Genomic DNA, 26,573 nt, shown 5'->3' with positions numbered 1-26,573 from the left:
CGAATGGCCATCACCGGCATCGATCACGTTCAACTCGCCATGCCGCCCGGCAGTGAGGATACGGCGCGCGCATTCTACCGCGATATTATAGGCTTGCGCGAAGCCGACAAACCAGAGCATCTTCGGGTAAACGGTGGCTGCTGGTTCGAGAGCGGCACCGCGCATATTCATCTGGGTGTGGACGAAGCCTTCGCCCCGGCCCGCAAAGCCCATCCGGCGCTTCTAGTGGAAGATCTGGCTGCCTTGGCCGCTCAGCTCCGCGAAAAGGGCGTTGCATTCAAACCCGGCAAGCCGCTCGAGGGATATGCGCGCGGCGATATTACCGATCCGTTCGGCAATCGTATCGAGTTAATGCAGCGTCTCTAGTCAGCCGCGAGCGCACATAAATCGTCCGCCGACCAGTGGCAACGCAGCCGCCATTCGCCCATTGCCAGCGCCCACTGCGTGTCTGTGCGTTCGACTTCTTGCGCCCCCGCCCTTGCGTAAAAAGCGCGCGCTGTCTGGTTTTTCTCGAACACCCATAGGTATAGACCAGCGGTTGCTCCGTGAGAGACGGTGCGACTTGCGATATCTTTAAGCAGTGCGAGACCGTAGCCTTTACCGCGTGCGCTAGCAGAGGTGTGCAGGTTGTCGAGAAACGCACCCCACTGCGGATCGTGATCGAAATAAACGCAGGAGAAGCCCGCCAGTTTGCCGCCCTCGTCTTCGGCAACGGTCGTTCGGCGCCCGGCTTCGGTTTTTGAAAGCCGCTCTTGCCAGACCGCTTTACGGTCGGCTTCAATTTCGCTGGCAAGGTAGTCGTCCGGCAGAATGCCTGCATAACTCTGGCGCCAGTTGGCAGTATGCAAGGCGGCGATGGCAGGCGCATCGGCGAGCGACGCTTCGCGCAGGATCATTCAGACAAAGCCGTTCGCCGGATCGGAACCGGGATGTTGCAAATGTCCGCCCCGCCCGCGGGAACGATGAAGAACGGGTCGCGGCGATTGGCTCGCGCTTCGGCATAGCGCGCGAAAGTCTCGCCTTCCGTAGCAAGATATTCGAACAAAGGCTGCTGAGCTTCAGGCAGGTCGCTTGCCACGCGAACGGTGAGGATCGGCGTGCGCTTTGCCGGATCCTCGTAAAAGCCGAGCGCGCCCTTCCCGCGCGGCAAGCCGGAGAGGTGCTCGATCCCTTCGATGACACGGCCCACGAGCGCGATATTACGATCGAGATGGCGCGGGGCGTGGCCGATAACGGTGTAAAGCTCGGCGCCGCTGCCCGTGTCCGGCGAATAGCCACGCCCAACCCCGACCATGCCGTAGCAGTGGACGGGCCAGGTTCTTTCAGCTTCCGCGGCAACCGGCCATCCCTGATTGAAGAAAGAAAGTTCGGCATATGGGTCTGGCGTCACGGCGAAGTCATTCATTGCCAGCGCAGAGCCTAAGTCGTTCGTGGAGTATCCGCGTTCCTCCATCACCTTCAGCCCATCGGGCAGCGGCTTCGCTTCCCCCTCCGCTTCCGGATTGTCGTAATTGGAATCGCCCCATTGGACGACGTAATTATCCTGCACCCGGTTGACGCTGATGTCGTCGTACCAGCCGCTTCGCGTTAGCAGTCGGATGTTATCGACCCAGCCCTTTGAGAACGGTGCAGGCATCAGTTGAATCACCACCTCGCGTACATTTCCTTCGGCATCGGGTGCGAGCGTCATAACCAGCAGGTCTTCAGGCGCGATCTGCACCCATTCTTCCGCGTCAGCCTGCTCCACAATCTCGTTCGGGGAAGGCGAACCGTCGGGCGCATCCTGAGCAAAGAGCGGCGCGGCGAGACTGGCGACAGCGGCCAGGAAGATGTGCTTGGTCATGGAAGGCAGCTTGCCACCTGCGGTTACAAACCAAAAGCCCCTTTCCGCGCGTTTTGGAGGACGAAAAGGGGGTTTCGAGGGGCGCTCGCAAGGGAATGCTTATCCGCGAAGCGCCGCGACTAGGGGCTCATTCGAAATACGCTGCTGCTTCGATGCGGTTCCCGCGGATCGGGCGGACTGCGCGCTTGCCATCAACCGCGCTTCTGGCTAGGTGCGGCGCCTGCCTACACGGGTATGCGGAGCGGTGGCCGAGTGGTCGAAGGCGCACGCCTGGAAAGTGTGTATACGGTAACCCCGTATCGTGGGTTCGAATCCCACCCGCTCCGCCATCATTCAAGTGCCTGATATTAAACGTTTTTCGAGCCGTTAGAAACCGCGGTGATCGGCGCCATTCGTGCGCCCGATCCGGTCTGCTGAGAGACGTTGTTAAGCCCAGACAGGGCCAATTTGCCCGCCTTTCTCTGCAGGCCATTCGGCCAGACCGGAATGCGGTAAGCAACTCGCTCGGCAAAGTGCGAACGAACGAAGAGCGGCGCCGAAGCGCCGCGGTTTTGGAGTTGGTGCTATCGCGCTACATGTTGAAGTAGGCGAGCTGCTCATCCCATCCTGTCGGGAGATCGGCGGCGCGCAAGGTCGCTGCCGTGACCGTGACCGGCTGCGATCCAGAAAGGATGGCATCGACGATGGCCGGGGCGAGGAAGTTTAGGCGCACCACCCGCGATATCCACGAGTCGTTGATCTTCTCCTCACGGGCGATGGTGGCAATGTCGGTCTTCCCAATGGAAAGGCGAGCCCACCATTCGCGCGCGCGGACCAAGAGCTGGACCAGGCCGGGATCGGCGGTGGCTAGTACCGCGGGCTTGCCATCTGCATGGAAGAGCCGCAGCGCGCGTCCGCTGCGGTTAGGCATGTCCGCGCCGGCTGCGGCGTGTTCCCCGGCCGGCTGCGAATCGCAGTTCCGCCGCTTCGCAACTTCCGCAAATGTCAGGTTTTCACTCGCGAGAACGGCCTCGCACCCCGTCATCTTCTCCCAGCGGCGGATCGCTACGTCGATGTAGCCGGGCTCGATCTCGATCCCGCAGCCGCGCCGCCTTGTGCGCTCGGCCGCAAGCAGGGTGGTGCCGGATCCCAAGAACCCATCGATGACAATCTCGCCGGGATGGGTTACGTCGCGGATGGCATCGGCGACCAGCGCGAGCGGTTTGACGGTGGGGTGATCAGCCAGATCCTGCAGGCGGGTCTTGCCGAAGCTGTTGACGCCGGCATAGTCCCACACGTTGGTCCGGTAGCGGCCATGCTTCCCCAGCTCCACGTTGTTGGTGTGGCCGGTCTTGCCCTTCCGAGCGATCCAGAACAGCTCGTGCTTGGAGCGGTAGAGCGAGCCCATCCCGCCAGAGGCCTTGTTCCAAACGCACATGTTGAGGAGCGTAAGGCTGTTAGCCTCGATGGCAGCGAGTATTTCCGATGAGTGTCGCCAGTCCATCGCCAACGTCAGGACACCGCCATCCTTCAGCGGTGCTGCCATCTGGCCAATGGCATCGGTAAGAAAGCCGGTGAATTGCGCCTTGCTCATCTCGCCCGAAGCCATGGCGAACTCGGCGTGCTTGGTTTTCCCTAACCCGCAAACGTGCCCGGTCACCGGAACGTTGAACGGCGCGTCGCTGAACGCCATCGCCGGTGTCTGGCCGTCGAGGAGCCGGGCCCAGTTCTCCGCCTCGAGACTTGAGCCGCATAGCAACCGATGTGCGCCGAGCAGCCACAAGTCTCCCGAGCGGGCAGCTGGGCTCACTGGTACGCTCAGCACCTCGTCGGCAGGATCATTTGCCCCTTGCTGCTGACCGGCGTCCTCGAAGATCACGTCGAGCTCGGCAGTCTCCCAGCCGAGGATCTCGATCGGCGTCTCATCCATCTCGATGATAGCCGCGAGTTCGATCGCAAGCTCGTCGAGGTCAAAGTGCGAGAGGTCGCCGAGCTTGTTGTCGGCGAGCCGGTAGGCACGAACCTGCGCCTTGCTCCAGTGCGATGCGACGATAACCGGCACTTCGGCAAGTCCGAGGCGCTTGGCTGCCTCGGCCCGTGCCTCCCCGGCGATGATCACCTCGTCCTCATCGACCAGCAGCGGCAGCGCAAAGCCGAAATGGCTGATCGACGCCATCAGCTTGACGATCTGCTTTTCGGGATGCTTGCGCGGATTACCGGCGTAGAGCTTCAGGCTGTTTGGTTCGCGGTACTCAATCGGTCCGAGGCGCTGCTCAAGGGCAGCAAGTTCATTGGGCAGATGGGTCGAAGTCTGCATTTCTCTGTTCCTTCAAAAGAGAGCAAAGGAACACGGGTGCAGATTGCAGACGGACACTTCCGGACAACCGTCACCCGGCCCCGCGCTCGCGTGGCAGTTTGGACTGTTGTCTACCGTTTGCTGCGCCTGTGGCCCGGAGGGCGCGGATGGCTTTCTGCGTCAGTTAGACGGAGACCGTATACACTGGTTTGAAGGCTTCCGAAACAAGAAACTTCATGAAAATCGTGCATTAACAATGATATAGGGCGACTTTTTTTGTCAATCCGGTTTGGGTCTTGACCAAAACGGTGGCCTTTTCGGCGGTGGGGGATGTGAGAGGAATGGGTCTCAGTCTGATCAAGCGGCAAGCTGCGACGGTATGGAAGGTCGCGTTGCTGATCGTCTAATCAGACGGTCCGGGAGCATTATGTTGAGGTCCGCCAGCTTGCCGGTTCGCATGTTCTCCATGCTGCGGGCATCACTGCTCGAATAGCGTTCGCTGATCTACAGGCTGGGATCGCTGATCAAGAAATCATGCTCCCTGTTCGGCGCTGAAACTTCCCTGTTCGTGACTCCAGGGAATTCGCTCGGCTCAGCGGCGGATTTCTACGGATTGGAGGTGCGCGACAATGCCCCTACCCTCCAAAAATGACTCGATTTCCCTGTAAATTGCCGTAGATCAGGGATTTGATGTGGAGAGCAGTTCGCAGCTGACCACCCGCTCCGCCACCGGTCTTTCCAAAGTAGCAGCTAACGCAATCAAGGTAGATTACTTATCGCCTGCAAGTATTGCAGTGACGATTACGGTTTGAACTATTCAGTCGAATTACGCCGGTGGGTCAGAAAACGTCTACTGCGTGACTATTTCGCTGATCTCCGTCCGTCAATTTCGTGCCTTTACGTTCGGTCGATTAATCAAGTGGTCAACCCACTGTTTCGATCGGTCGAAGCACAGCAACACTCAGGCGATGACACGACAGCAACTCCTCGCCAATCCGCACCCTGACCGTTGCATTTGCAGAGTCCAATTGCGTTGCGCGTCGGAGTTGAACCGCTATGAAACAACCAGTTGGAACCTATCGGGAAATCGCATGATCCGGAAATTCGCTCTGTTCTCCGCCGCCGGCTCTCTCGCTTTGGCATCGGCAACCGCCGCGCAGCAGGCGCAACCGACGCCCGAGCCCGATCCTGTCGAAGAAACCGAGGCACCCGAGGATCAGAACACCCGCGAAATTACGCCGCCCGATCCCATCCCTGGCCAATCTATCGAGAACGACGCCACCGGCGAGAGCATCGCTGAAAGCGATCCGGATGCTGAATGGGACGTCAACAACCCTCCCGGCGTGCCGATCTCGCAAATACCGATCCGCGTGAACGAAGGTACATGGATGGATGTCGACGTGTCGCCGAACGGCCGTACGATTGCGTTCTCCCTGTTAGGCGACATCTACACTATGCCGATCACCGGCGGCACTCCGACGCGCATCGCCGAGGGTCTCGCTTGGGAGGTGCAGCCGCGCTTCTCTCCCGACGGATCGCGTATTGCGTTTACTTCGGACCGCGGCGGCGGCGACAACATCTGGCTGATGAACGCCGACGGTAGCGACATGCGGCAGCTCACCGACGAGGATTTCCGCCTTCTGAATCAGCCAACGTGGTCGCCCGACAGCCAGTTCATAGCGGCGAAGAAGCATTTCACCACTGGCCGCTCGCTCGGGACTGGCGAAGTGTGGATCTATCACGTTTCGGGAGGCAGCGGAGTAGCTCTTGTCGAGCGCCCGAACGAGCAGCATCAGAAAGAGCTTGGCGAGCCGATCTACGCACCGAACGGTGAGGCGATCTATTATACCCGGAATATCACGCCCGGACCGATCTTCGAATACGCGCAGGATTCCAACCAGAATCTGTTCAATATCGAACGGTACGACCTTGCATCGGGCGAGGTCACCACTGCCGTGTCCGGCCTCGGCGGTGCGGTGCGTCCAACGCCTTCGCCGGACGGCAGTATGATCGCCTTCGTCCGCCGTGAGAATACGCGGTCCCAGCTTTACGTCCGGGATTTGGAAAGCGGCGAGGAGCGCCCGATCTACGCGGACCTCGACAAGGACGTACAGGAAACCTGGGCGGTCACTGGCCTGTATCCGAACATGGACTGGACGCCGGACAGCCGCTCGATCGTATTCTGGGCGGGCGGCAAGATCCGGCGCGTTAATGCCGACGGAACCGGCGCGGCGGAAATCCCCTTCGTCATCGACGACACGCGCGGCGTATCGCCTGCACCGCATCCTGTCATTCCGGTCGCGCAGGATAGCGTCGCAGTGACGATGGCGCGCTTCGCAGAAGTCTCTCCTGATGGCCGCACTGTCGTCTTCGAGAGTTTGGGGCATCTGTACACGATGCCAGCTGCGGGCGGTGCGATGCGGCGGGTGACCGACGAGGAGGAGGCTTTCGAGCTATACCCGAGCTGGTCGCGCGACGGTTCGCGCATCGTCTATGTGCGGTGGACGGACGAGGGGCTTGGCGAGATCCGGACTATCGGCCGCGACGGGCGCAGGAGCGAGCGAGTCACGCGCCAGCCCGGCCATTTTGCGCGTCCGCGCTTCTCACCCGACGGAAGCACGATCGTATTCGAAAAGGGTAAAGGGGGTTACCTCACGGCGCCCGGATACAGCGACGATCCCGGCGTCTACCGCGTGGCAGCGTCCGGCGGAGAGCCGGTTCTGATCAGCCGCGACATGGCCCGGCCGCATTTCGGCGCCGACAACGACCGTATATTCATGACCGGCTCCGAAGGCGGTTCGCAGACGCTCGTTTCTACCAATCTTGATGGCCTCGATCCCCGAACGCATGCTTCGGGCGAACTGGTTACCGGGTACACCGTCGCTCCTTCTGGCAACTTCTTCGCCTTTACCGAGAATTACGATGCCTACGTCATGCCGCTGATGCCGGGCGGGCAGGCGGTTACGATCTCGGCCAGTACGAAGAACCTGCCGGTGGTCGAGGTTTCGGATTCGGGGGCTGACTATGTTCACTGGTCCAGCGACGGGGATAGGCTGCACTGGTCGCTCGGTCCCATGCTTTACACGGCCGAAGTATCCGCACTCTTCCCTTCCGCCCCGCCGGCCGAAGGGGAGAAGCGCGCTGCCTTCACACCCCCGGAAAGCGGTCTTTCCATGCTGCGAACTGTGCAAGCCGACAGGCACGACGGGCGCATGGCAATCACCGGAGCCCGGATCATCACCATGGCCGACGAGGCTGGCGGCATCATCGAAAACGGTACGATCATCGTCGATGGCGATGTGATCAGCGCGATCGGCCCTGCCGGCTCTACGTCGATCCCGGCGGGCACCCCGACCATCGATGCTGCCGGGCGGACGATCATCCCCGGTCTCGTCGATGCTCACGCCCACGGTTCCTACGCAGCGGACGAGCTGGTGCCGCAGACGAACTGGAATCTCATTCAGGCATTGGCGCTCGGGACGACCACGCTGCACGATCCGTCGAGCGATACGCCCGTCTTCGTTGCCGAAGACATGCAGCGCACCGGCATGATCCTCGCGCCGCGCATCTTTTCGACCGGGAGGATCATCTACGGCGCGCGAAACCCCTACGCCTACGCCCAGATCGATTCGCTCGAGGATGCGCTCGATCACGTCAGGCGATTGCGCGCGGAAGGCGCGCCCAGCGTAAAGAACTATAACCAGCCGCGCCGCGACCAGCGACAAATGGTGGTGGAAGCCGCACGGCGCGAGAATATGCTGGTAGTGGCCGAAGGTGGGTCGCTTTTCGGTATGGACCTTAACCTTGTGGCGGACGGCAATTCCACGCTGGAGCACAACATTCCGGTCATGCGGATGTATGAGGACGTGCTGCAGTTCTTCTCTCAGTCGGATACCAATTACACGCCGACGCTCGTGGTCGGTTATGGCGGCTTAGCGGGCGACCCTTACTGGCGTCAGGCAACGAACGCGTTCGAACAGCCGCTGCTGAGGGCGCACACGCCGCCTGCCCTGCTGCGCGCGCAGACCGCGCGCCGGACCACTGCGCCGGAGGGAGACTTCATCGACGACGACGTAGCTCGAGAGGCGGCGCGCCTCGCGGAGCGCGGCGTACTCGTGTCGATCGGCGCGCACGGACAGCAGGCCGGCATCGCACCGCATTGGGAGATATGGTCTTTCGTGCGTGGCGGAATGACCCCGATCCAAGCGCTTCAAGCCGCGACGATCGTACCGGCGCGCTCGCTGGGGATGGACCGAGAGATTGGCAGCCTGGAGCCCGGTAAGCTCGCCGACCTCGTTATCCTATCGGACAATCCGCTCGAGAACATCCGAAACACCGAACGGGTCGTAACCGTGGTATTAGGCGGACGTGCCTACGACGCGTCGACTATGAACGAGATCGTCACCGGCGACGAGCGGCGGCGTCCATACTGGTGGACTCAATAGGTGCCGAAGAGCCTGCCGGATTGAGGTTATATCGATTTCGGCAGGCCCAGCGCTCGACGTTGTACTTTCTGTCGCAACCCGAAAACATCATTGGCCGGGGCCTGCGCGTCGAGACGGGGGCGGGAACGCGCCTCGGCTTCAGTCGCCCTCGCTTTGCGCGAGCAGCATCTGAAGTGCGGCCACGACTGCCTTGTTGCAAATCACTTCGCGGCCCAGATCGCCGAAATGATAGACTGCATGCAGGGGTTCTCTGCGTTTGCGCGCGAGCGCAACGTGCACCAGTCCGACTTCTTCATCGTTCTGCTGGGGGCCGGCGAAACCGGTAACGGAAAGCGCGAGATCAGCATGGCTCCGGCGCAGGCCCGCTTCCGCCATACCGATCGCTACATCGCGGCTGACTCCCTCGCAGGATTCCACCTCCGCCCGATCGAGATCGAGCAGCTCGCATTTCGAATCGAGCGAATAAACGATGAAGCCGCGTTCGAGCCCGCCGCTGACGTCAGGGTTCGCCACAATTGCGGCGCAAATCATCCCCCCGGTGCAGCTTTCCGCGATCGCCAGGCTTGGCGCACCCGGCCCCCGCGCATTTGCGAGCGCTTTGACCAGGTCTTCGATTTCCTGCCGGTCGGTCATGCATCGATTCTCCGTAAACCTTCCGGAAACCCTAGCGAACTGCAACCTCGTTCAAAACCTCTCCGATCGCTTCGTAAACCTGATCCAGTTGCCCAGCCTCGATGCAGTAAGGGGGCATGACATAGATGGTGTTGCCTAGCGGACGAAGCAGTACGTTCTTCTCGCGGAACAGTGCCAGCATGCGCGGCGCGAGGTCGGAGAGGTACCCGGCAGCCGTGCCCACTTCGAATGCCGCAATCGTCCCCATGCGGCGGGGATTGCGCACCGATTGATGCGTCGCCAGCATTGCGAGGCGTTCGACCTGCCGCTCGCTCAAGGCTGCGATCCGGTCCATCACCGGCTCCTCCTGCCAGATTGCGACATTGGCGTTCGCGGCGGCGCAGGCGACGGGGTTCGCGGTGTAGCTCGACGAATGGAAGAACATTCGCGCCCGGTCCTCGCTGCGGTGAGCGTCGAACACCGGCTCGCTCGCCATGGTGACCGCCAACGGGATTGCCCCGCCCGTCAGCCCTTTCGACAGGCACAGGATGTCGGGCTCGATCCCCGCCTGTTCGCAGGCGAGCAACGTGCCGGTTCGCCCCCATCCGGTCATGACTTCGTCCGCGATGAACAAGACGCCGTGCCGCGCGCAGATCCCGCGCATCTCAGCCAGCGTCTGCGCCGGATACATCAGCATCCCGCCCGCACCCAGAACCAGCGGCTCGACGACGAACGCCGCCGCGCCGTCGCGGCAAGCATTCTCCAGCGCATCGAGCGTCTGCTGCTCGGCGCCTTCCGCGGGAAACGGGATCGAGGTCACGTCGAACAGCAACGGCTTATAAGCCCGGTTGAACGCCCCGCGCGCACCGACCGACATGGTGCCGATCGTGTCGCCGTGATAGCCGCTGTCCATCACGAGGATGCGATGGCGCGGCTCGCCCCGATGGAGCCAGTAGCCGAGCGCCATCTTCAGCGCGACTTCGACGCTGGTCGATCCGCTGTCGGAGAAGAACACGCGGGTCAGGCTTGCCGGCATCAGTTCGCGCAGGCTTCGGGCAAGCTGTTCGGCCGGGCCGTGAGTCCAGCCGGCGAAGATGATCTGGTCGAGGACCGCCGCCTGCTCGGCAATCGCCGCCGCGATGCGTGGATGGGCATGGCCATGCGTCGTCACCCACCAAGACGAGATCGCGTCGATCACCTGCGCGCCGTCTTTGGTATGCAGCAGCGCGCCTTCACCGCGCACGACTTCGGGGATGGGTTCGCCGAGGCCATGCTGGGTGAAGGGATGCCAGATCGGGGAATCGCTCACTGCCACACGCCCCCGGGAAAGCCCGCCGCGAAGGCATAACTTAGCGTTTCGGCATTCAGCGGGTTCAGCATCGCGAGCCGGCCGAGACGTGCGACCTTGCCGATCGCGCAGATGGTCGCCTCGCTGTCCTCCTGCGCTTCGCCGACGAAAGCCACGCCGAGAATAGCGACACCCCGCGCCCGCAGCGCCTCGATCGTCAGCAGGGAATGATTGATCGTCCCGAGCGCCGTGCGAGCGACGATCACGACCGGCGCTTCCCAGCGCGCGAACAGGTCGGCGTAGAGCAGATGGCGCGTCACCGGCACGAGCGCGCCGCCCGCCCCTTCGACCACCAGCGGCCCCTCGATGCTTGGCAAGGCGAGGCGGGCCGGATCGATGGCGACGCCATCGAGTTCGGCCGCACGGTGGGGCGAGCATGGCTGGCTCAGGCGATAGACTTCCGGAATTACGGACGCGGCGGGCACGCCGAGGCGGGTGACCCGCGCACTGTCTGACCCGTCGTCGAGGCCGGCCTGGACCGGCTTCCAAAAGGACGCGCCCAGGGCCCGGGTCAGGCCGGCGGCGAAGACCGTCTTGCCGATATCGGTGTCGGTCCCGGTGACCACGATCGTTTTCAAAGCAGGTCTCCCAATGCGGCGGCGAGGTCGGCGATCTCGGCCTCGTCGGTGTTGAGGGTGATAGATACGCGCAGCCGCGCGGTGCCCGCCGGCACGGTTGGCGGACGGATACCCCGCACATCGAAGCCACGCGCTTGCAGTTCTGCGGCGATGCGCATGGTTCGATCGTTCTCGCCGACGGGCACGGGTTGGATATGCGTGCCGCTGGGCGCAATACCGAGCGGGGCGAGACGCGAGCCAGTCTCTGCAATAAGTTTGCGCAGCCGCTCTCGCCGGTCATCGGCTCGCGCGACGATGGCGAGACTTTCGCGAACGATCGCGGCGATCAGGGGAGACGGCGCGGTCGAAAAGATGAAACCGCGACCCCGGTTGATCAGGAAATCGCGCAGTACGGCGGGCGCGAGGATCAGCGCGCCCTCGCACCCAAGCGCCTTGCCGCAGGTCGCCAGCGTGACGACATTCTCGCGCCCCTGCAACTGTGCCGCTAGGCCCCGCCCGCCGGGCCCGCAAACGCCCACCGCATGCGCTTCGTCGATCAGCAGCATGGCGCCGGTCCGCTCGGCAAGCGCCGCGAAATCGGCGACCGGCGCGACATTTCCGTCCATGCTGTAAAGCGTCTCGAACGCGATCCACGGCGTTCCGCGTCCGCCCTCGGCGCGCCACAGAGCGATCGCGTCAGCGGCGGCGTCGACGTCGTTATGCGCGAACCCCTGACATTGTGCGCGCGAAAGCCGCATGCCTTCGTGCATGCTGGCATGGATCAGCGCGTCGTGGAGAACGAGGTCGTCTTTCTGCGGCAGCGTGGAGACGATCAGACTGTTGGCGGCATATCCCGAACCCGTGAACAGTGCGCTCTCGCTCCCGAAGAAACGGGCGGCATCGGCCTCCAGCGCGAGATGTTCGGGTGCGTTGCCGCGTAGCAGGCGCGAACCGCCCGATCCTACGCCGACGCCTCTTGCCAGCGTTTCCTCGGCGGTCGCACGCAGAGCGGGCGATCCGGCCAATGCAAGATAGTCGTTGGAGGAAAAGTCGCGCCCGACCGCAGCAGTCAGCGCTCGGCGTCGCCCCGCAACCTCCAGCCGCTCCAGATCGCTTCTGTAGAAATTCGTTACCGTCACACGAAGCCCTTAGGTGAGCTACGCTGCGCCGCAAGGTCCTGTCCGTCCTATCGACCTTGACTGTCAGAACCACTCGGTTCGCTACCGGTCCAATCCGTCTTCGCACAAACTTTTGGATACTACTTTCGGTTATCATAGGCGAAGGCAAAATCTTATAGCCGCCCAAACCCCTTCACGGCGCTGTACGAACCCAACATGATGCGATGCGCTGTTGGTAATTTGCGCCCCGGTTTGGAACGAAGAAGCTGTTACCTGAAGCGATATACATGCTCGCCTCGACATTGGCATCACACACTCTTAGGCTGATCACATAGATTGAATGCGGGGGGGGTTAGGCACAGCTTACCGGTTCCCGCCACGATACGGGAAAGGTTTCGTTATGCTTCAGCGGTTTCTTGCAGCCTCGACGATCGCCATCGCTTTAGCCACCGCCGTGCCGCTAGCCGCGCAGGACGAAGCGAGTGGCGCGATCATCGCGCCCAAGATCGACTACACGACGTGGTCGCTCGATAACGGCTTGCGGGTCATAGCGATCGAGGACGATACGACCGCAAGCGTCACGACTTCGATGTGGTACGACGTGGGCTCAAAGCTTGACCCGGAAGGGCGCAGCGGGTTTGCGCATCTGTTCGAGCACATTCTCAGCCGAAAGACGCTGAACATGCCGTACAACCAGATCTACGGCCTCACCGCCGATGTCGGGGGCACGCGCAATGCGTCGAACGGACCGGATCGGACCAATTACTTCGAGACTGTACCGGCCGAATATCTCGAACGCATGCTATGGACCCACCGCGAACGCATGGCGTTTCCTGTGGTGGACGATGAGGTCTTCAACCGGGAACGCGACGTCGTGAAGGAGGAGCTTCGCCAACGCGTGCTCGCGCCCCCATACGGGCGCTTCCAGCGTTTTGTCATCCCGGAGAACGCCTACGATACGACTGCCTATCGCCGTCCGGGCATCGGCTCGATCGAGGAACTCGATGCAGCGACGCTCGAAGACGCGCTCGCTTTCCATGAGGCCTATTACGGACCCGACACCGCGACGCTGATCGTGGCGGGCAATTTCGACCAGGGGAATCTGCGCACGCTGGTCGAGGAATATTTTGCCGACATTCCGCGCCGAGAAAACCCGTTGCCGCTAGAACTGACTGCCGAAGAGCCGGAACGGACGGAGCCGCGCAGCATCGTAGCGCGCGCGCCCAACGTGCCGCTACCGGTGCGCGGCACGCTGTGGAAAGGCCCCAAGACCGCGACCGCGGATACCGCAGCGCTGGAAGTTCTCGCTGCGATTATGGCGCGCGGCGATAACAGCCGGTTGAACGAAGCGCTGGTGCGCAGCGGAAAGGCTGTCGATGCGAGCTTCTTCTACAATGACGGCGAAGAAGCCGGTATGATTGCCGGTTTCGCAATTACCAATCCCGCCGCTGACGCGGTAGAGGTCAAAGCGATCCTCGATGCTGAATTCGCCCGCGTTCGGTCCACACCGGTCAGCGCCGACGAATTGGCAGAAGCCAAGAACGAATTGCTTTCGAGCGCTTTGCGTAGCCGTGAAACCGCTCGCGGCCGGGCGTTCGAACTGGGTGAAGCAATGGTATCGACCGGAGACCCGGCTGCTGCGGACAAGCGCTTGGACGCAATATCCGAAGTGACGATTGCCGATGTCCAGCGCGTGGCAACCAAGTGGCTTGATCCGCGGGGACGGGTCGACATGGCTTATGAGCAGGGCGAGGAAAACCCGGCTGAATGGACTAATCCTGCACCGTTCCCTACTTTCCGCACGCTTCCCGAACCGACCAGTACCCCATTGGCCGTGCGGTCCGAAGGCGAGCGTGATCCGCTCCCCGAACCCGGTACAAGACCGGCGGTGGAAGCGCCGGCAATTGTCGAGCGGACCTTGTCCAACGGCATCGAAGTCGTCGCGGCTCAGACCGGTGACGTGCCCTTTGCCACGATGACCGTACTTGTCCCCGGCGGATCGCGATCCGACGACCGGGCCAAAGCCGGCGTAGCGAACATGGCCGCAGTGCTCGCCGACAAGGGTGCTGGCGGCATGAGCGCGCAGGAGATTGCTGCGCGTCTCGAAAGTCTGGGGGCCAGCGTCGGCGCGACCGCCGGGACTGACGGCAGTTTCTTCAGCCTGACCGCGCCTGCCGCCAACATGGAAGAGGCAGGCGAGGTGCTCGCAGCGATGATCCGCAGCGCAGACTACCCGGCCGAAGAGTTCGAGCGGGAACGCAAGCGCGCGATCGACGGTCTCGAAGTCAGTCTGAAGGATCCGGGGGCCTTGGCACAAATGGTGGCGCAGCCGGTGTTTTACGGCGATGCGCCTTATGGCACTCTTTCTGGCGGCACACAGGAGAGCTTGGCGGCGATTACACGCGAAGATCTGCTCTCGCATCGCCGCAATTGGTGGCATCCGGCCGAGACGAAAGTCATAGTGAGTGGCGGCATCGCGCCAGAGGCCGCGGTCACGCTCGCCGACAACTTATTCGGCGACTGGACATCCGATGCTCCGGTGCCCCCGTCCGTCGAGAATGGAGCGGGCGATCCGCAGTCGGTACGTACCGTCGTGGTCGACATGCCCGATGCGGGACAGGCCGCGGTATATGCCGGGGTGCGAGCCCCTTCACGTTCGGGCGAGGACTATATCGCACTAGAACTGGCGAACGCGGTGCTGGGCGGCGGCTCGAGCGGAAGGTTGTTCGAAGAGGTGCGTACGAAGCGCTCGATCAGTTACGGTGCATATAGCGGCCTCCCCGCACGCGCCGACGACGCATATCTGATCGCGAGCTCGCAGACACAGAACGCAACTGCCGACGAGGTGGTGCAAGTCTTTCTCGATGAATTCGACCGACTGGGTAGTGAAGCCTTCGCCGCCGATCTTATCGACACGCGCAGGCTTTATCTGTCGGGCGGCTATGGACGAAGCCTGGAAACCTCGTCCGGCTTCAACAGCATCGTCGCCGAACTGCTGATGTACGGTCTCGAACCGAGCGAAGCCGCGAACTACGCTGCAGACTTGCAGGACATCACGCCCGAGGCAGCAAGCGCAGCGGCCGCGAAATACGTCGGGGCGGACAAGGCTACGGTTGTAGTGGTCGGCAATGCTGCCGAGTTTATCGACGATTTGCGCGCGATCCGGCCTGATGTCGAAGTGGTAAAGGCAGATGCGCTAGACCTCTCGCGGAGCGATCTCGGCGTGGGAACGTAATTTCTTACGGCGGCCTCTTGATCGGTTTGGCGTCGGCGGCTGCTCTTTCCGGTTCAGCCCTCAGCACGATTCTGAGCGCCCGCGAAATTGCTCAAGGTCGTCGATAGAGGCGGCGCAAGCGACGCGTTCGAGGTCAGGTTTTTTTCAGCCTGACTGTGCGGATGCGATCCGAAAAAGACTGCGCGGGAATGAGCTAGACTTAGGCTAGAAAGTCATGCGGTGTCGGGGCGCGGTTCACCATAGTGCCCCGCTCTTTCCGACTCAATCGCTTGAACTCATCGAGCGATCGGAACATAAAGAGAACAGAAACGATTCGCTCTTTGTTCTCTATTATGTCCGATGCCGTATTTGTCCCCTCCTTCGCGTCCTCCGCGCCTGTTTACGCGGCAGGCGGCGCCATGCTCGAAAGCCAGCTGCGCGAAGGCGAATGGTCGCCTTCGGCCGAAACCGAGCCCTCACTGTGGGAGCTGTTCTGCAGTGCCGACGATGCCGCAGCCGACGGGCTCGCGCTGGCCTTCGCGCTGCATCTCGGCGCCATCCGGGGAAAGGCGGCCCCGGCATGGCTGTGGGTGCAGGACAGCCGCTCCATCCACCTGTCAGGCCGCACTTGCATTCACGGATTGCCCGCGCAGCTTCAAAGCAACCTCCTACATGTCGCGGCCTCGCGTCCGGTCGATGCGCTGTGGGCCATGGAGGAAGGCGTAAGATGCCGCGCGCTGTCCTTCGTTATCGGCGAGATCGCGGGCAATCCTACCGCGCTCGATTTCACCGCCACGCGGCGTCTGGTGCTGGCTTCGGCGCGCAGCGGAGTGCCGCTGTTCCTCATCCGCCGCGGTGCAGAACGGGAATTGTCGGCCGCGCGGATGCGTTGGCAGGTTTCTGCCGGGCCGAGCGAACCGGATGCATGGGACCCGCGTGCGCCGGGCAGTCCGACCGCAAGCGCGCAGCTGTTCCGGGCACGCGCTTTCCGCCCAGGCGAGTTCACGCTGGCGCATGGAGTAAACGGCGATGAGCGCGCGGGCGGAAAGGCAGCGGGCGATCGTCTCCATCTGGTTTCCAAACCTCGCGATCGAGCGGTGGAAGAAGGCGCTCGCGCAGCAGGGTGAGACTGCGGAGGCGGAGAAGCCCACCGCGCTCGTCACCGAAACCGCGCATGGTCCGCTGATCGATCATGTGACCCCTGAGGCGCGCGAAGCGGGCGCGCAGCCAGGGATGCGGCTGGCCGATGCGCGGATGCTCTACCCCGCCCTCATCGCCGTGCCGAGCGATCCGGAAGGCGATGCGCGGCTGCTCGAAAGGATGGCTCTCGCTGCGCAGCGCTGGGGGCCGTGGAGCGCGCCCGACAAGCCCAGCGGCATCGTGCTCGACGTTAGCGGCGCGGCGCATCTTGCCGGCGGAGAAGCGGCCTTGCTCGAAGCGGTGGAGGCTCGGTTCGCGGCACTGGGCTATACCGCGCGCACCGCGCTTGCCCCTACTGCGGCGGCGGCGTGGGCGCTGTCGCATTACGGACTGGCTCGCACGATCGTGCGCGATGCCAGCAGCGCGGAGGAAGCGGTTGCCCCCCTGCCGGTCGCAGCGCTGCGGCTCGCGCCTGATACGCTGACGCTGCTGCGGCGGCTTGGTTTCAGGACCGTGCGCGACCTTCTCGCCGTGCCCCGCGAAAGCCTCGTCCGGCGGTTCCGCGACCGCCGTTTCGTGCAAGGCAATCCGCTCATCCGTCTCGACCAGTTGAGCGGGCGCCTGCACGATCCGCTCGTTCCCATCGTCCATACGCCCCCGCCGCAGGCGCAGCGGCGGCTGATGGAGCCGCTGCTCCATACCGAGCCGCTCAAGATCGTTATCGCCGACCTCGCGCAGGATCTGGTCCGCCTGCTGGAAGAGCGGCAGACGGGTGCGCGGCGGCTGTCGCTCATCCTCTGGCGGATCGACGGAATGCCGATCGAACGGCAGGTCGAACTCGCCTCCCCCAGCCGGGACGCCAAGCACATCGCCAACCTCTTCGAAGAGCGGCTAGACATCATTGATGCCGGTTTCGGCATCGATGTGGCCCGCTTGGTCGCGGTGTGGACCCAGTCGCTCGAAGAAGCGCAGGCGGACCTTGCCGGACCGGGCGGCGAGACAGACGCAGCCGAGATCGCGCCGCTGATCGACCGGCTCGTCACCCGGCTCGGCAGCCGGGCCGTGCGCCGCCCTCACCCGCGCGCGAGCCATTTGCCCGAACGTGCGCAGTCATGGCGGGCTGCATCGAGTCAGCCGGCGGAGATGCAGTACGGTTTCGGCTTCCATCGCCGTCCGCTCAAACTGCTCGACCGGGCCGAGCCGATAGCGGTGATCTATGCGACGCCCGAAGGCCTGCCACGGCGTTTCCGCTGGCGCGGCGCGCTGCACGACATCGCCAAGGTCGAGGGGCCGGAGCGGATCGCGCCCGAATGGTGGCGCGAGCGCTCGCACGTCCGGCTGCGCGATTACTACCGGATCGAGGACGACCGGGGCCGCCGCTACTGGATCTACCGCAGCGGTCTGATCGGAGACGGACGGGGTGATGTGCCCGACTGGTACCTGCACGGGCTGTTCGCCTGATGCCCGAAGCCCCGCTCACCCCGGACAAGCGCACGATCGGCAATCCCGAAGATTTCGCGCCCAATCCCCCCTCGCCCTTCGTCGAGTTCGGCGTGGCGTCGTGCTATTCCTTCCTGCGCGGCGCGTCCGATGCGGTTGAACTGGCGCTAACCGCTCACAAGCTCGGCTACGATGCCCTTGGCGTGGCCGACCGCAACAGCATGGCGGGCGCGGTCCGCATGTGGACCGAGACGCGCAATGCCGGCCAGCGTCCGCTGACCGGATGCCGGCTTGTTACCATGCCGCAGGAAGACGGCGAACAGCCGCTCGAATTCCTCGCCTATCCGCTTACCCGAGACGGGTACGGCCGGCTCACCGCCATGCTTTCGGCAGCCAAGATGCAGACGGCGAGCGGCGACTGGCAGGAGAAGGACGGCTGCGATCTGACGCTGGCCATGCTCGCCGAGAGCGTCGGACAGCCGGCCCACGAAGTCGCGCTGATCGCCCTTCCCCCCGCCGAGCTGGACGGGTTCGCAAGCCGCTTGCCGCGCCTTGCCGAACTGCTTCCGGGCATGAAGCATATCGCCGCGAGCTACCTCTACCGCGGCGGAGACGTGGCGCGGATCAACCGGCTCGAGCGGTTGGCGCGAGATAGCGGCCTCAAGCTCCTTGCGACCAACGACGTGCACTACCACGCGCCTGAGCGGCGACCGCTGCAGGACGTGATGACCTGCATCCGGGAAAAGGTGACGATCGGGCAGGCGGGCCTGCTGCTCGACGCGAATGCCGAACGCTATCTGAAGTCGCCTGCCGAAATGGTCCGCTTGTTCGAGAAGTGGCCCGACGCGATCACCCAAACGCGCAAGCTCGCCGATGCCATCACTTTCGACCTTGGCCAGCTCAGCTACGAATATCCGCAGGAAACCGTGCCCCACGGGCGCTCGGCCGACGAGTATCTCGCCGAACTTACCTGGGCGGGCGCTGCGGACCGCTATCCCGGCGGTATTCCCGACAAGGTCGTGAAGGCGCTCAAAAAAGAACTCTCGCTGATCGCGGAAATGGACATCGCGCGCTATTTCCTGACGATCCGCGACATCGTCGATTTCGCCCGCAGCGTAGACATCTTGTGCCAGGGCCGCGGATCGGCAGCGAACAGCGCGGTCTGTTTCTGCCTCAAGATCACCGCGGTCGATCCGGCCACCTCCGACCTCCTGTTCGAGCGCTTCATATCCAAGGAGCGCAAGGAACCGCCCGATATCGACGTCGATTTCGAGCACGAGCGGCGCGAGGAAGTGATCCAGCACATCTACCGCAAATACGGCCGCGAACGCGCAGGGCTGTGCGCCACGGTCATCCACTACCGTCCGCGTTCCGCCATCCGCGAAGTCGGCAAGGTGATGGGTCTGTCCGAGGACGTGACCGGCGCGCTCGCCAAGACCGTCTGGGGCAGTTGGGGATCGTCGGTCGACGAGGCCAAGGTGGAGGAAGCGGGGCTCGACCTTGCCGACCCGCACCTGCGCCGGGTCCTGACCCTGGCCGAGCAGATGATCGGAATGCCGCGCCACCTGTCGCAGCACGTCGGCGGGTTCATCCTGACCGAGCGCGAATTGACCCACACCGTTCCCATCGGCAACGGCGCGATGCCCGACCGCAGCTTCATCGAGTGGGACAAGGACGACATCGACGCGCTCGGCATCCTCAAAGTCGACGTGCTGGCGCTGGGAATGCTGACCTGCATCCGCAAGTGCTTCGCCCTCATCGAGGCACATCTGGACGAAACCCATACGCTCGCCAGTGTCGAGCAGGAGGACCAGGCGGTTTACGAAATGCTGCAGAAGGGGGACTCGCTCGGCGTGTTCCAGGTAGAAAGCCGTGCGCAGATGAACATGCTGCCGCGCCTGAAGCCCAAGACGTTCTACGATCTCGTCATCCAGGTCGCCATCGTGCGCCCCGGTCCGATCCAGGGCGACATGGTGCACCCCTATCTCAAGCGCCGGAAAGGACGGGAGAAACCGTTCTACCCCTCGCCAGGGCCAGAGCACGGCCCGCCGAACGAGCTCAAGGACATTCTGGAGCGCACGCTTGGCGTGCCGATCTTCCAGGAGCAGGCGATGAAGATCGCGATGGTGGCGGCGCGCTTCTCGCCCGCAGAAGCCAACCAGCTGCGCAAGGCAATGGCGACGTTCCGCAACCGCGGCGGGGTGGCGGAACACAAGGAAAAGATGGTCGGGCGCATGATCGAGCGCGGCTACGACGGCGAGTTCGCCGCCCGCTGCTTCAGCCAGATCGAGGGGTTCGGCGAGTACGGCTTTCCCGAAAGCCACGCGGCCAGCTTCGCGCATCTCGTCTACGTGTCGAGCTGGATCAAGTACTACCATCCGGCCATCTTCGCCGCCGGTCTGCTCAATTCGCAGCCGATGGGTTTCTATGCTCCGGCGCAGATCGTGCGCGATGCGCAGGAACACGGGGTCAGGGTGTTCGCGCCCGATGTGAACCTGAGCGACTGGGACAGTACCGTCGAATGGCAGATCATCGATGGCAAGCGGCAGCTGGTGCTGCGCCTCGGCCTGCGCCAGATCGACGGGTTAGCCGAGGCCGATATGGCGAGGCTGCTGGCCGCGCGGACCTCGCCCTTTGCCTGTATCGAGGATTTGCGCACTCGTGGCCGGATTGCTGCCCGCTCGATCGAACTGCTGGCCGCCGCCGACGCGTTCCGCTCGCTCGGCAAGGACCGGCGCGAGGCGCTGTGGGATGCACGTGCGCTCAAGAATGCGCCCGATCTGCCCCTGTTTGCCCATGCGGACGCGCACGACGAAGGAGACGACGTCCCCGCCCTGCTCCCCATCATGCCGCTGAGCGAGCATGTCGTCGCAGACTACCAGACCACGCGGCTGTCGTTGAAAGGGCACCCGATGGGTTTCCTGCGCGAAAGTTATGCCGCGCGCGGTTACACACCGGCCTGCGATCTCAGGAAATGCCGCTTCAACCAGCGCGTGTCGGTCGCAGGCATCGTGCTTATTAGGCAGCGCCCGGGAAGCGCGAAAGGCGTCGTCTTCATCACGCTCGAGGACGAGACGGGAGTCGTCAATCTCGTGGTGTGGCCCGATGCACTGCAACGCAATCGCAAGGTCATCATGGGTGCGCGGCTGATGGCAGTGGAAGGCACGGTGCAGATGGACGACGACGTGATCCATGTGGTCGCCCGCACGATGCACGACGACACCGCGAGGCTTACGCTACTTTCCGACGACTTGCTGCGGCACGATCTCGCGCGAGCCGATCATGTCAACAGTCCCCTTCCGGGATCGCTACCGTCCAATATCGGACGGCATCCGCGCGATGTCAGCGTGATCCCCAAGTCCCGCGACTTCCATTGAAGGCGGGCCAAATTCCCAGTTGTTACCAAATCCTTTCCGTGCCAGTTTGACGGCTCAGAACAAAAATTCATCCAGAGGGGACTACACGTGCCAACGAAACCGGCTGCCTTTCGGGGCGTTGCTTTTTCCGCGATTTTGGTAGCGCTAACAGGGTGTGCCGCGACCTCGGCTCCTCCGCCGCAGGCCACCAGCAATACTGCGAATCAGATCGCCGGTACGATGCCGTACCGCGACACCTCGCTCGCCTTCGAAGAACGCGCGCGCGATCTGGTCAACCGCATGACGCTGGAAGAAAAAGCTCTGCAGGCCGGGCACGCTGCCCCGGCCATCCCGCGTCTTGGCGTACCCGCTTACAACTGGTGGAACGAAGGGCTGCACGGGGTCGCACGTGCCGGCGTCGCAACTGTCTTCCCTCAAGCGATCGGCATGGCGGCGACGTGGGATACCGACCGGATGCACCGCGCCGCCGACGTCATTTCTACTGAGTTCCGCTCTAAATACGTGAAGACGCTCCAGGACGACGGATCGAGCGGCATCTACCAAGGGCTGACGGTCTGGTCGCCGAACATCAACATCTTCCGCGACCCCCGCTGGGGCCGCGGGCAGGAAACCTACGGCGAGGACCCGTACCTCACCGGCAAGATCGCAAACGCCTTCATCACCGGACTGCAAGGCGACGATCCGAAATACAAAAAGACGATCGCGAACGCAAAGCACTATGCTGTCCATTCCGGTCCGGAATTCGGCCGCCATCAGCAGGACTTCTACCCTACACCGAAAGATCTGGAAGAAACCTATCTTCCTGCTTTCCGCACTACCGTAATGGATGCCGGAGTCGGCTCGGTCATGTGCGCTTACAATGCGCTTTACGGCGTTCCCGCCTGCGCAAGCGAGTTCCTGATGGAAGAGCGGCTCCGCAATGACTGGGGCTTCGACGGCTACGTCGTTACCGACTGCGGCGCGGCCGCGAACATCTACCGCGAAGATGCGCTCGATTACGCCGAACGCGTGGAGGGTGTCGCGCTCGGTTTCGAAGCGGGTATGGACGTTATCTGCGGCGACTTCCGAAACGAGTGGACTACCGAATCCGACCAGATCGTCGAAGCCGTTAAAACCGGAAAGCTCAACGAAGGCGTCCTCGACCAAGCGCTGACGCGCCTGTTCACCGGACGCATGAAGCTCGGCATGTTCGACGACTACAGTTCGCTGCCCTACGCTAATATCGGCCCGGACCAGTTCAACACGGACGAGCATAATGCGATTGCCCTCGACATGGCGAAAGCGTCGATGGTGCTGCTCAAGAACGAAGACAATCTGCTCCCGCTTAAGGAAGCGCCGCGCCGGATCGCGGTTATCGGTCCGAACGCCGACAGTTTCGATGCGCTGGTAGGCAATTACTACGGCAAGCCTTCCGCTCCCGTCACTGTGCTCGACGGCATCAAGGCTCGCTTTCCGAGCAGCCAGGTTGAGTACGTTCAGGGGACGGGCCTCATCGGAAAGGCGCAGTCGGACGTACCTAAGGACGTTCTCTGCCCCGATCGCGCGTGTACCTCGAACGGTCTGACCGCCGAGTATTTCGACAATCGCAATCTCGAAGGCAGTCCGGTCAGAACTGTCGTCGACGAACGACCTTACATTACCTGGCTCAGCGAGGGGCGTAATACCTCGGTCCGCTGGACCGGCTTCATCACTCCGCCGGAAGACGGAACCTACACTTTCCGCTACTCCACCGAGAACGGCTACCGCGTCTTCGTGGACGGGAAGGAAGTGGTCGATCAATGGGGGGTCGGAGATTCTCCTTCGATCCTAGCGGGCGACATCGAACTCGAAGGTGGCAAAACCTATCCAATCCGCGTCGAAGGTTGGCAGACCGATCAGCGCGGCGAACAGTCGCTCGTTTGGAGCAAGCCAAGCGATGACGACAGTGACGCCGTCGCTGCAGCGCGCAACGCGGATCTTGTCGTTTTCGTCGGCGGTCTTTCGGCTCGTATTGAAGGCGAAGAGATGGAGGTCGAGGCGGAGGGTTTTGATGGCGGCGACCGCACGAATATCGACCTGACCGAGCCGCAATCCGACCTTCTGAAGGAGCTTCACGCGACCGGAAAGCCGATCGTGATGGTGATGATGAACGGCGGCGCGCTCGCGGTGAACTGGGCGGATGAGAACATCCCGGCTATCGTCGAAGCCTGGTACCCAGGCGGTCAGGGAGGACATGCGGTCGCGCAACTGCTTGCCGGCGATTACAGCCCGGCAGGCCGACTTCCAGTGACATTCTATCGCAATTTGGACGATCTGCCCGGCTTCACCGACTACTCGATGGAGAACCGGACCTACCGTTATCATAAACAGGAAGTGCTTTACCCGTTCGGATATGGACTGAGCTACACCAGTTTCGATTACGGCAATCCCGTGGTGACGACCCAAACGGACGGCACGGTCAAGGTGTCTGTGGACGTGACGAACACCGGGGGGATGGAGAGCGATGAAGTCGTCCAGCTCTACCTGACCCATCCAGGCAGACCGGAGCAACCAATACGCTCCCTGAAAGCGTTCGACCGGATCAATCTCACTGCGGGATCGACAAAGACAGTCACCTTCATTCTCGATCAGCGGGACCTCAGCCTTGTCGACGCGCAAGGAGTGCGAAAAGTCGTTCCCGGTGAAATCGATCTGTGGATCGGGGGCGGTCAACCGGTTGCGCGTGAAGGACTTGCCAAGGCCGATGGAGTTTCAGCACAGATAACGGTTGCAGAAGGCGCCACCTTACCGAAATAAATGCCGAGTGGCAGCGCAAAGAAAACGGCGGCGCAGTGATGCGCCGCCGCTATGCTGGACTTAAATGATCCGCGGGGGAACCGCGACAAGTCGCGGCGTATCCGACTTCGTAAGTTCGTTATTCTGAAGCATTTGTCCATTGCCCAAGTTGCCGTCGTTGCAGCTCAACAGCTTATCAATACAATTGTCAGTCCACTGCTTGAGCACGTCATCGTCCCAGGCACCGAACCAATCAGCATGAAATGTCGAGCCGGAAACGTGAGCCGGCTTTCCCTCCACTCGGTCTGATGCGAAGTACCAGGTTTTTAAATCTGTCGACATATCACCAGTGCGATCAAGAGATTCGTCGACGTCGTACCAAGCTGAGAGAGTAAACGTAGGAATTTCATAAGGATGGGTATCCGGACAGGCCACCTCTCCCGTCATGCGATCTCGTTTTCTGTAAGCCATATGTGTGCGATGATTAGCACTGTCCAATTCCGTACCGTTCCAACACTGTGGTGCGTCTAGAACGGCGCCAATCTGCCCACCTAATTCGCAGTTTTCTGCCACCTCAGGGATGGTGTCGTATTTCGCCCCGCCACCACGGCATTTGAAGTGCCCTTTATACCCCTCTAACCCGTCCATCGTTCGCCCGAAAACGTAACGGAGACCCCTCGGTATCGCGATGCATTTATTTTTAGTGGTACAAGCCTCATCAGTTTGTGGTGCTCGCTTGTAGTAAATCGTAATGTGCGACGGCATGACGACTTGCCCCACACCGTTCAGCATTGCTGGTATCCAGTAAGCTGAACGGTTTAACTCGTTCCTGCACGTACTCTCTCCGGTTGTTCTTAACGACTCATAGGTCGAGTTCGCGTTCGTGAGCGTATTACCAAAAAACGTGTGTAGATGAGCGCGTCCAGGCTGCCCGGGAAATACGATCGGGTCGTCATAGGCATTGTGGCTCGGTTTACAGGTGAAGCGAAAGGCGCCGACTACATCGGGGGCGTTGGTCTCAGGGAAACGAACGCCGTGCAGCATTCCCGAGGTATCAAAGTTACTCGCGATCGAAGCCAACTGGACATAACCGGCCGGTCCCTTTGTTCCAGTTTCGGTAGGCGGCGGAGTCGGCGACGGGGTCGGGCTCGGTGTTGGCGTTGGTGCAGCGGCGACGATACCGTCGTCCGGAGCCACACCGTTCTGTGCGGCATCTCCGCCGCCACATGATGCCAGTAGCATCAGCGTTGCGCTTACAGACATGACCTTGAAAGAATTTCGCATTGCAGCCCTCACCGTTTTTGGTGAGTTCTGGATTGCAGAAGGAGGTAAAGGTCCTCTTAAACTGGCCGCTTAACGTGCGTTAACACCGGTGCTCGAAGTGGAGCTTCTCGTCATATACGCACAATGCGGGCCAATATCTCAACGCTCGACGCTTTTCATTCTGTCTCGTTATCGAACGCTTTTGTGCCATAGCGAGACGAAACAGTCATTTTCCGAAAAATGTAGCCATTCGAGGAACTTTGACGATGTTTAAGAATCTGTTAACTGAGCATCGACTCGAAACCGGAGCCAAACTTTCGGTGATCCAGAGCGGAAAAATTCGCCGGACGTTCGGGTTGCAGTTCAGAACTATAATCGCGCCGATGGAAGTTTTAGCTCGGCGTAAACTACGCTCAAAAGGGGTAACTATATGAAAAAACTAATTTTATCGAGTGCAGTAGCACTATCCGCTTTCGCGGTAATGCCGACTGCAGCCAATGCTGTAGAAGTGGTCCTCGAAGAAGGCGATGGCGGCACGCTCACCGGCGAATTCGGCGCAGTCGTACGGGCTAGTGGTGAATCAGGTGATTTTACGCGTGAGTTCACTTTCACTCTTCCGGTCGATGGTACCACGGCCGCTTCGATCAGCACCGTGCGCGTAGATGCCATGACCGACATCAATTTCACTTCGGTACTTCTGAACGGCGTCGCTTTCAGTCTCTCGCCCAACGGCGGAGTTGAGTTTGGCTCGATTGAAGGTTTGGCTACGCTCGCAGGCGTTCAGACGCTTGTCGTGAACGGCTTCTCGGGTGGCAACGGCTCGTTCGCCGGTACGATTTCGTTCGTCCCGACCGCCGCTGTTCCCGAGCCCGGCACTTGGGCGCTTCTGATGCTCGGCTTTGCTGCTGTTGGTTTCAGCATGCGTCGCAAGAAGCCGGAACTGCGTGAAACGCGAGTGCGCTACAACTTCGCCTGATCTAAGGCATCAATGTTGAAAAGGGGGCTTCGGCCCCCTTTTTTATTCCCTGTCTTCCAGCTCGTCCCAAGCAATCAGCCAGACCGCGTTAACACTTAATGCTCCATCACTCTCTAATAGACACACGCGCAACATATCTCGACATGTAGCATTGCCGCCCTTCGTGATCATCCGTATTATGCCGGATGAATAACTTGAAACCGCAGGATAA

At 61.9% G+C, this 26,573-nt stretch carries 16 protein-coding genes and 1 tRNA gene; 9 read left to right on the top strand and 8 right to left on the bottom strand.

What is annotated here, in order from left to right; genetic code table 11:
- Positions 1-3 precede the first annotated feature (3 nt).
- Positions 4-366: a VOC family protein gene (locus tag HUV48_RS12225; RefSeq protein ID WP_176268084.1), complete on the top strand. Its 363-nt coding sequence runs from the start codon at positions 4-6 to the stop codon at positions 364-366.
- On the opposite strand, the gene HUV48_RS12220 is transcribed toward HUV48_RS12225, so the two are convergent.
- A complete protein-coding gene (locus HUV48_RS12220) occupies positions 363-896 on the bottom strand; it encodes a GNAT family N-acetyltransferase (RefSeq protein ID WP_176268083.1) in 534 nt (177 codons plus the stop codon). The two genes, HUV48_RS12225 and HUV48_RS12220, sit on opposite strands and share 4 nt — an antisense overlap.
- Entirely contained in the window at positions 893-1,843 is a 951-nt protein-coding gene (locus HUV48_RS12215; protein WP_176268082.1) for a peptidylprolyl isomerase, read from the bottom strand. Before HUV48_RS12215 ends, HUV48_RS12220 begins: the two co-directional genes overlap by 4 nt.
- A 238-nt stretch (positions 1,844-2,081) precedes the next feature.
- On the opposite strand from HUV48_RS12215, the gene HUV48_RS12210 reads away from it, so the two are divergent.
- A tRNA-Ser gene (locus tag HUV48_RS12210) sits at positions 2,082-2,172 on the top strand.
- Positions 2,173-2,414: 242 nt separating this feature from the next.
- On the opposite strand, the gene HUV48_RS12205 is transcribed toward HUV48_RS12210, so the two are convergent.
- Positions 2,415-4,139 (bottom strand): DNA methyltransferase, encoded by a 1,725-nt coding sequence (locus HUV48_RS12205; RefSeq protein WP_217906810.1) that lies wholly within the window; start codon positions 4,137-4,139, stop codon positions 2,415-2,417.
- A gap of 1,070 nt (positions 4,140-5,209) precedes the next feature.
- On the opposite strand from HUV48_RS12205, the gene HUV48_RS12200 reads away from it, so the two are divergent.
- The gene (locus HUV48_RS12200; RefSeq protein WP_176268081.1) at positions 5,210-8,563 is read left to right on the top strand and encodes an amidohydrolase family protein; all 3,354 of its coding nucleotides are present in this window, start codon (positions 5,210-5,212) and stop codon (positions 8,561-8,563) included.
- Positions 8,564-8,701: 138 nt separating this feature from the next.
- Here the strand turns inward: HUV48_RS12200 and HUV48_RS12195 are convergent, their stop codons facing one another.
- From HUV48_RS12195 to HUV48_RS12180, 4 genes are read right to left on the bottom strand one after another with little or no spacing between them, the layout of a single operon-like run.
- On the bottom strand, positions 8,702-9,196 hold the full coding sequence (locus HUV48_RS12195; protein WP_176268080.1) for a CinA family protein: 495 nt from the start codon (positions 9,194-9,196) through the stop codon (positions 8,702-8,704).
- 31 nt (positions 9,197-9,227) lie between these two features.
- The gene (locus HUV48_RS12190) at positions 9,228-10,484 is read right to left on the bottom strand and encodes an adenosylmethionine--8-amino-7-oxononanoate transaminase (protein ID WP_176268079.1); all 1,257 of its coding nucleotides are present in this window, start codon (positions 10,482-10,484) and stop codon (positions 9,228-9,230) included.
- Positions 10,481-11,101, bottom strand: a complete 621-nt coding sequence (bioD, locus tag HUV48_RS14410) for a dethiobiotin synthase (protein WP_176268078.1) — start codon at positions 11,099-11,101, stop codon at positions 10,481-10,483. The genes HUV48_RS12190 and bioD overlap by 4 nt, the downstream gene beginning before the upstream one ends.
- A complete protein-coding gene (locus tag HUV48_RS12180; protein WP_176268077.1) occupies positions 11,098-12,219 on the bottom strand; it encodes an 8-amino-7-oxononanoate synthase in 1,122 nt (373 codons plus the stop codon). The genes bioD and HUV48_RS12180 overlap by 4 nt, the downstream gene beginning before the upstream one ends.
- A gap of 379 nt (positions 12,220-12,598) precedes the next feature.
- On the opposite strand from HUV48_RS12180, the gene HUV48_RS12175 reads away from it, so the two are divergent.
- From HUV48_RS12175 to HUV48_RS12155, 5 genes are all read left to right on the top strand, one after another.
- Complete coding sequence (locus tag HUV48_RS12175) at positions 12,599-15,433, top strand: M16 family metallopeptidase (protein WP_176268076.1); 2,835 nt, start codon at positions 12,599-12,601, stop codon at positions 15,431-15,433.
- Between the two features lie 332 nt (positions 15,434-15,765).
- On the top strand, positions 15,766-16,539 hold the full coding sequence (locus HUV48_RS12170; protein ID WP_176268075.1) for a hypothetical protein: 774 nt from the start codon (positions 15,766-15,768) through the stop codon (positions 16,537-16,539).
- Positions 16,442-18,013 (top strand): DUF6504 family protein, encoded by a 1,572-nt coding sequence (locus tag HUV48_RS12165; protein ID WP_176268074.1) that lies wholly within the window; start codon positions 16,442-16,444, stop codon positions 18,011-18,013. Before HUV48_RS12170 ends, HUV48_RS12165 begins: the two co-directional genes overlap by 98 nt.
- Positions 18,013-21,369 carry an error-prone DNA polymerase gene (locus tag HUV48_RS12160; RefSeq protein WP_176268073.1) on the top strand — a complete coding sequence of 1,119 codons (3,357 nt, stop codon included), beginning with the start codon at positions 18,013-18,015 and terminating at the stop codon, positions 21,367-21,369. The genes HUV48_RS12165 and HUV48_RS12160 overlap by 1 nt, the downstream gene beginning before the upstream one ends.
- 219 nt (positions 21,370-21,588) lie before the next feature.
- The gene (locus HUV48_RS12155; protein ID WP_217906808.1) at positions 21,589-24,144 is read left to right on the top strand and encodes a glycoside hydrolase family 3 C-terminal domain-containing protein; all 2,556 of its coding nucleotides are present in this window, start codon (positions 21,589-21,591) and stop codon (positions 24,142-24,144) included.
- A gap of 60 nt (positions 24,145-24,204) precedes the next feature.
- On the opposite strand, the gene HUV48_RS12150 is transcribed toward HUV48_RS12155, so the two are convergent.
- A complete protein-coding gene (locus HUV48_RS12150; protein WP_176268072.1) occupies positions 24,205-25,386 on the bottom strand; it encodes a DUF1996 domain-containing protein in 1,182 nt (393 codons plus the stop codon).
- A 430-nt stretch (positions 25,387-25,816) separates the two neighbouring features.
- Here HUV48_RS12150 and HUV48_RS12145 point away from each other — a divergent pair, with 430 nt between their 5' ends.
- Positions 25,817-26,362 (top strand): FxDxF family PEP-CTERM protein, encoded by a 546-nt coding sequence (locus tag HUV48_RS12145; protein ID WP_176268071.1) that lies wholly within the window; start codon positions 25,817-25,819, stop codon positions 26,360-26,362.
- Positions 26,363-26,573 lie beyond the last annotated feature (211 nt).

Source organism: Qipengyuania atrilutea, from assembly GCF_013370205.1.
Lineage (GTDB): Bacteria > Pseudomonadota > Alphaproteobacteria > Sphingomonadales > Sphingomonadaceae > Actirhodobacter > Actirhodobacter atriluteus.
The sequence above is the reverse complement of the archived record's forward strand: the minus strand, read 5'-3'. Positions and strand labels throughout refer to the sequence as shown.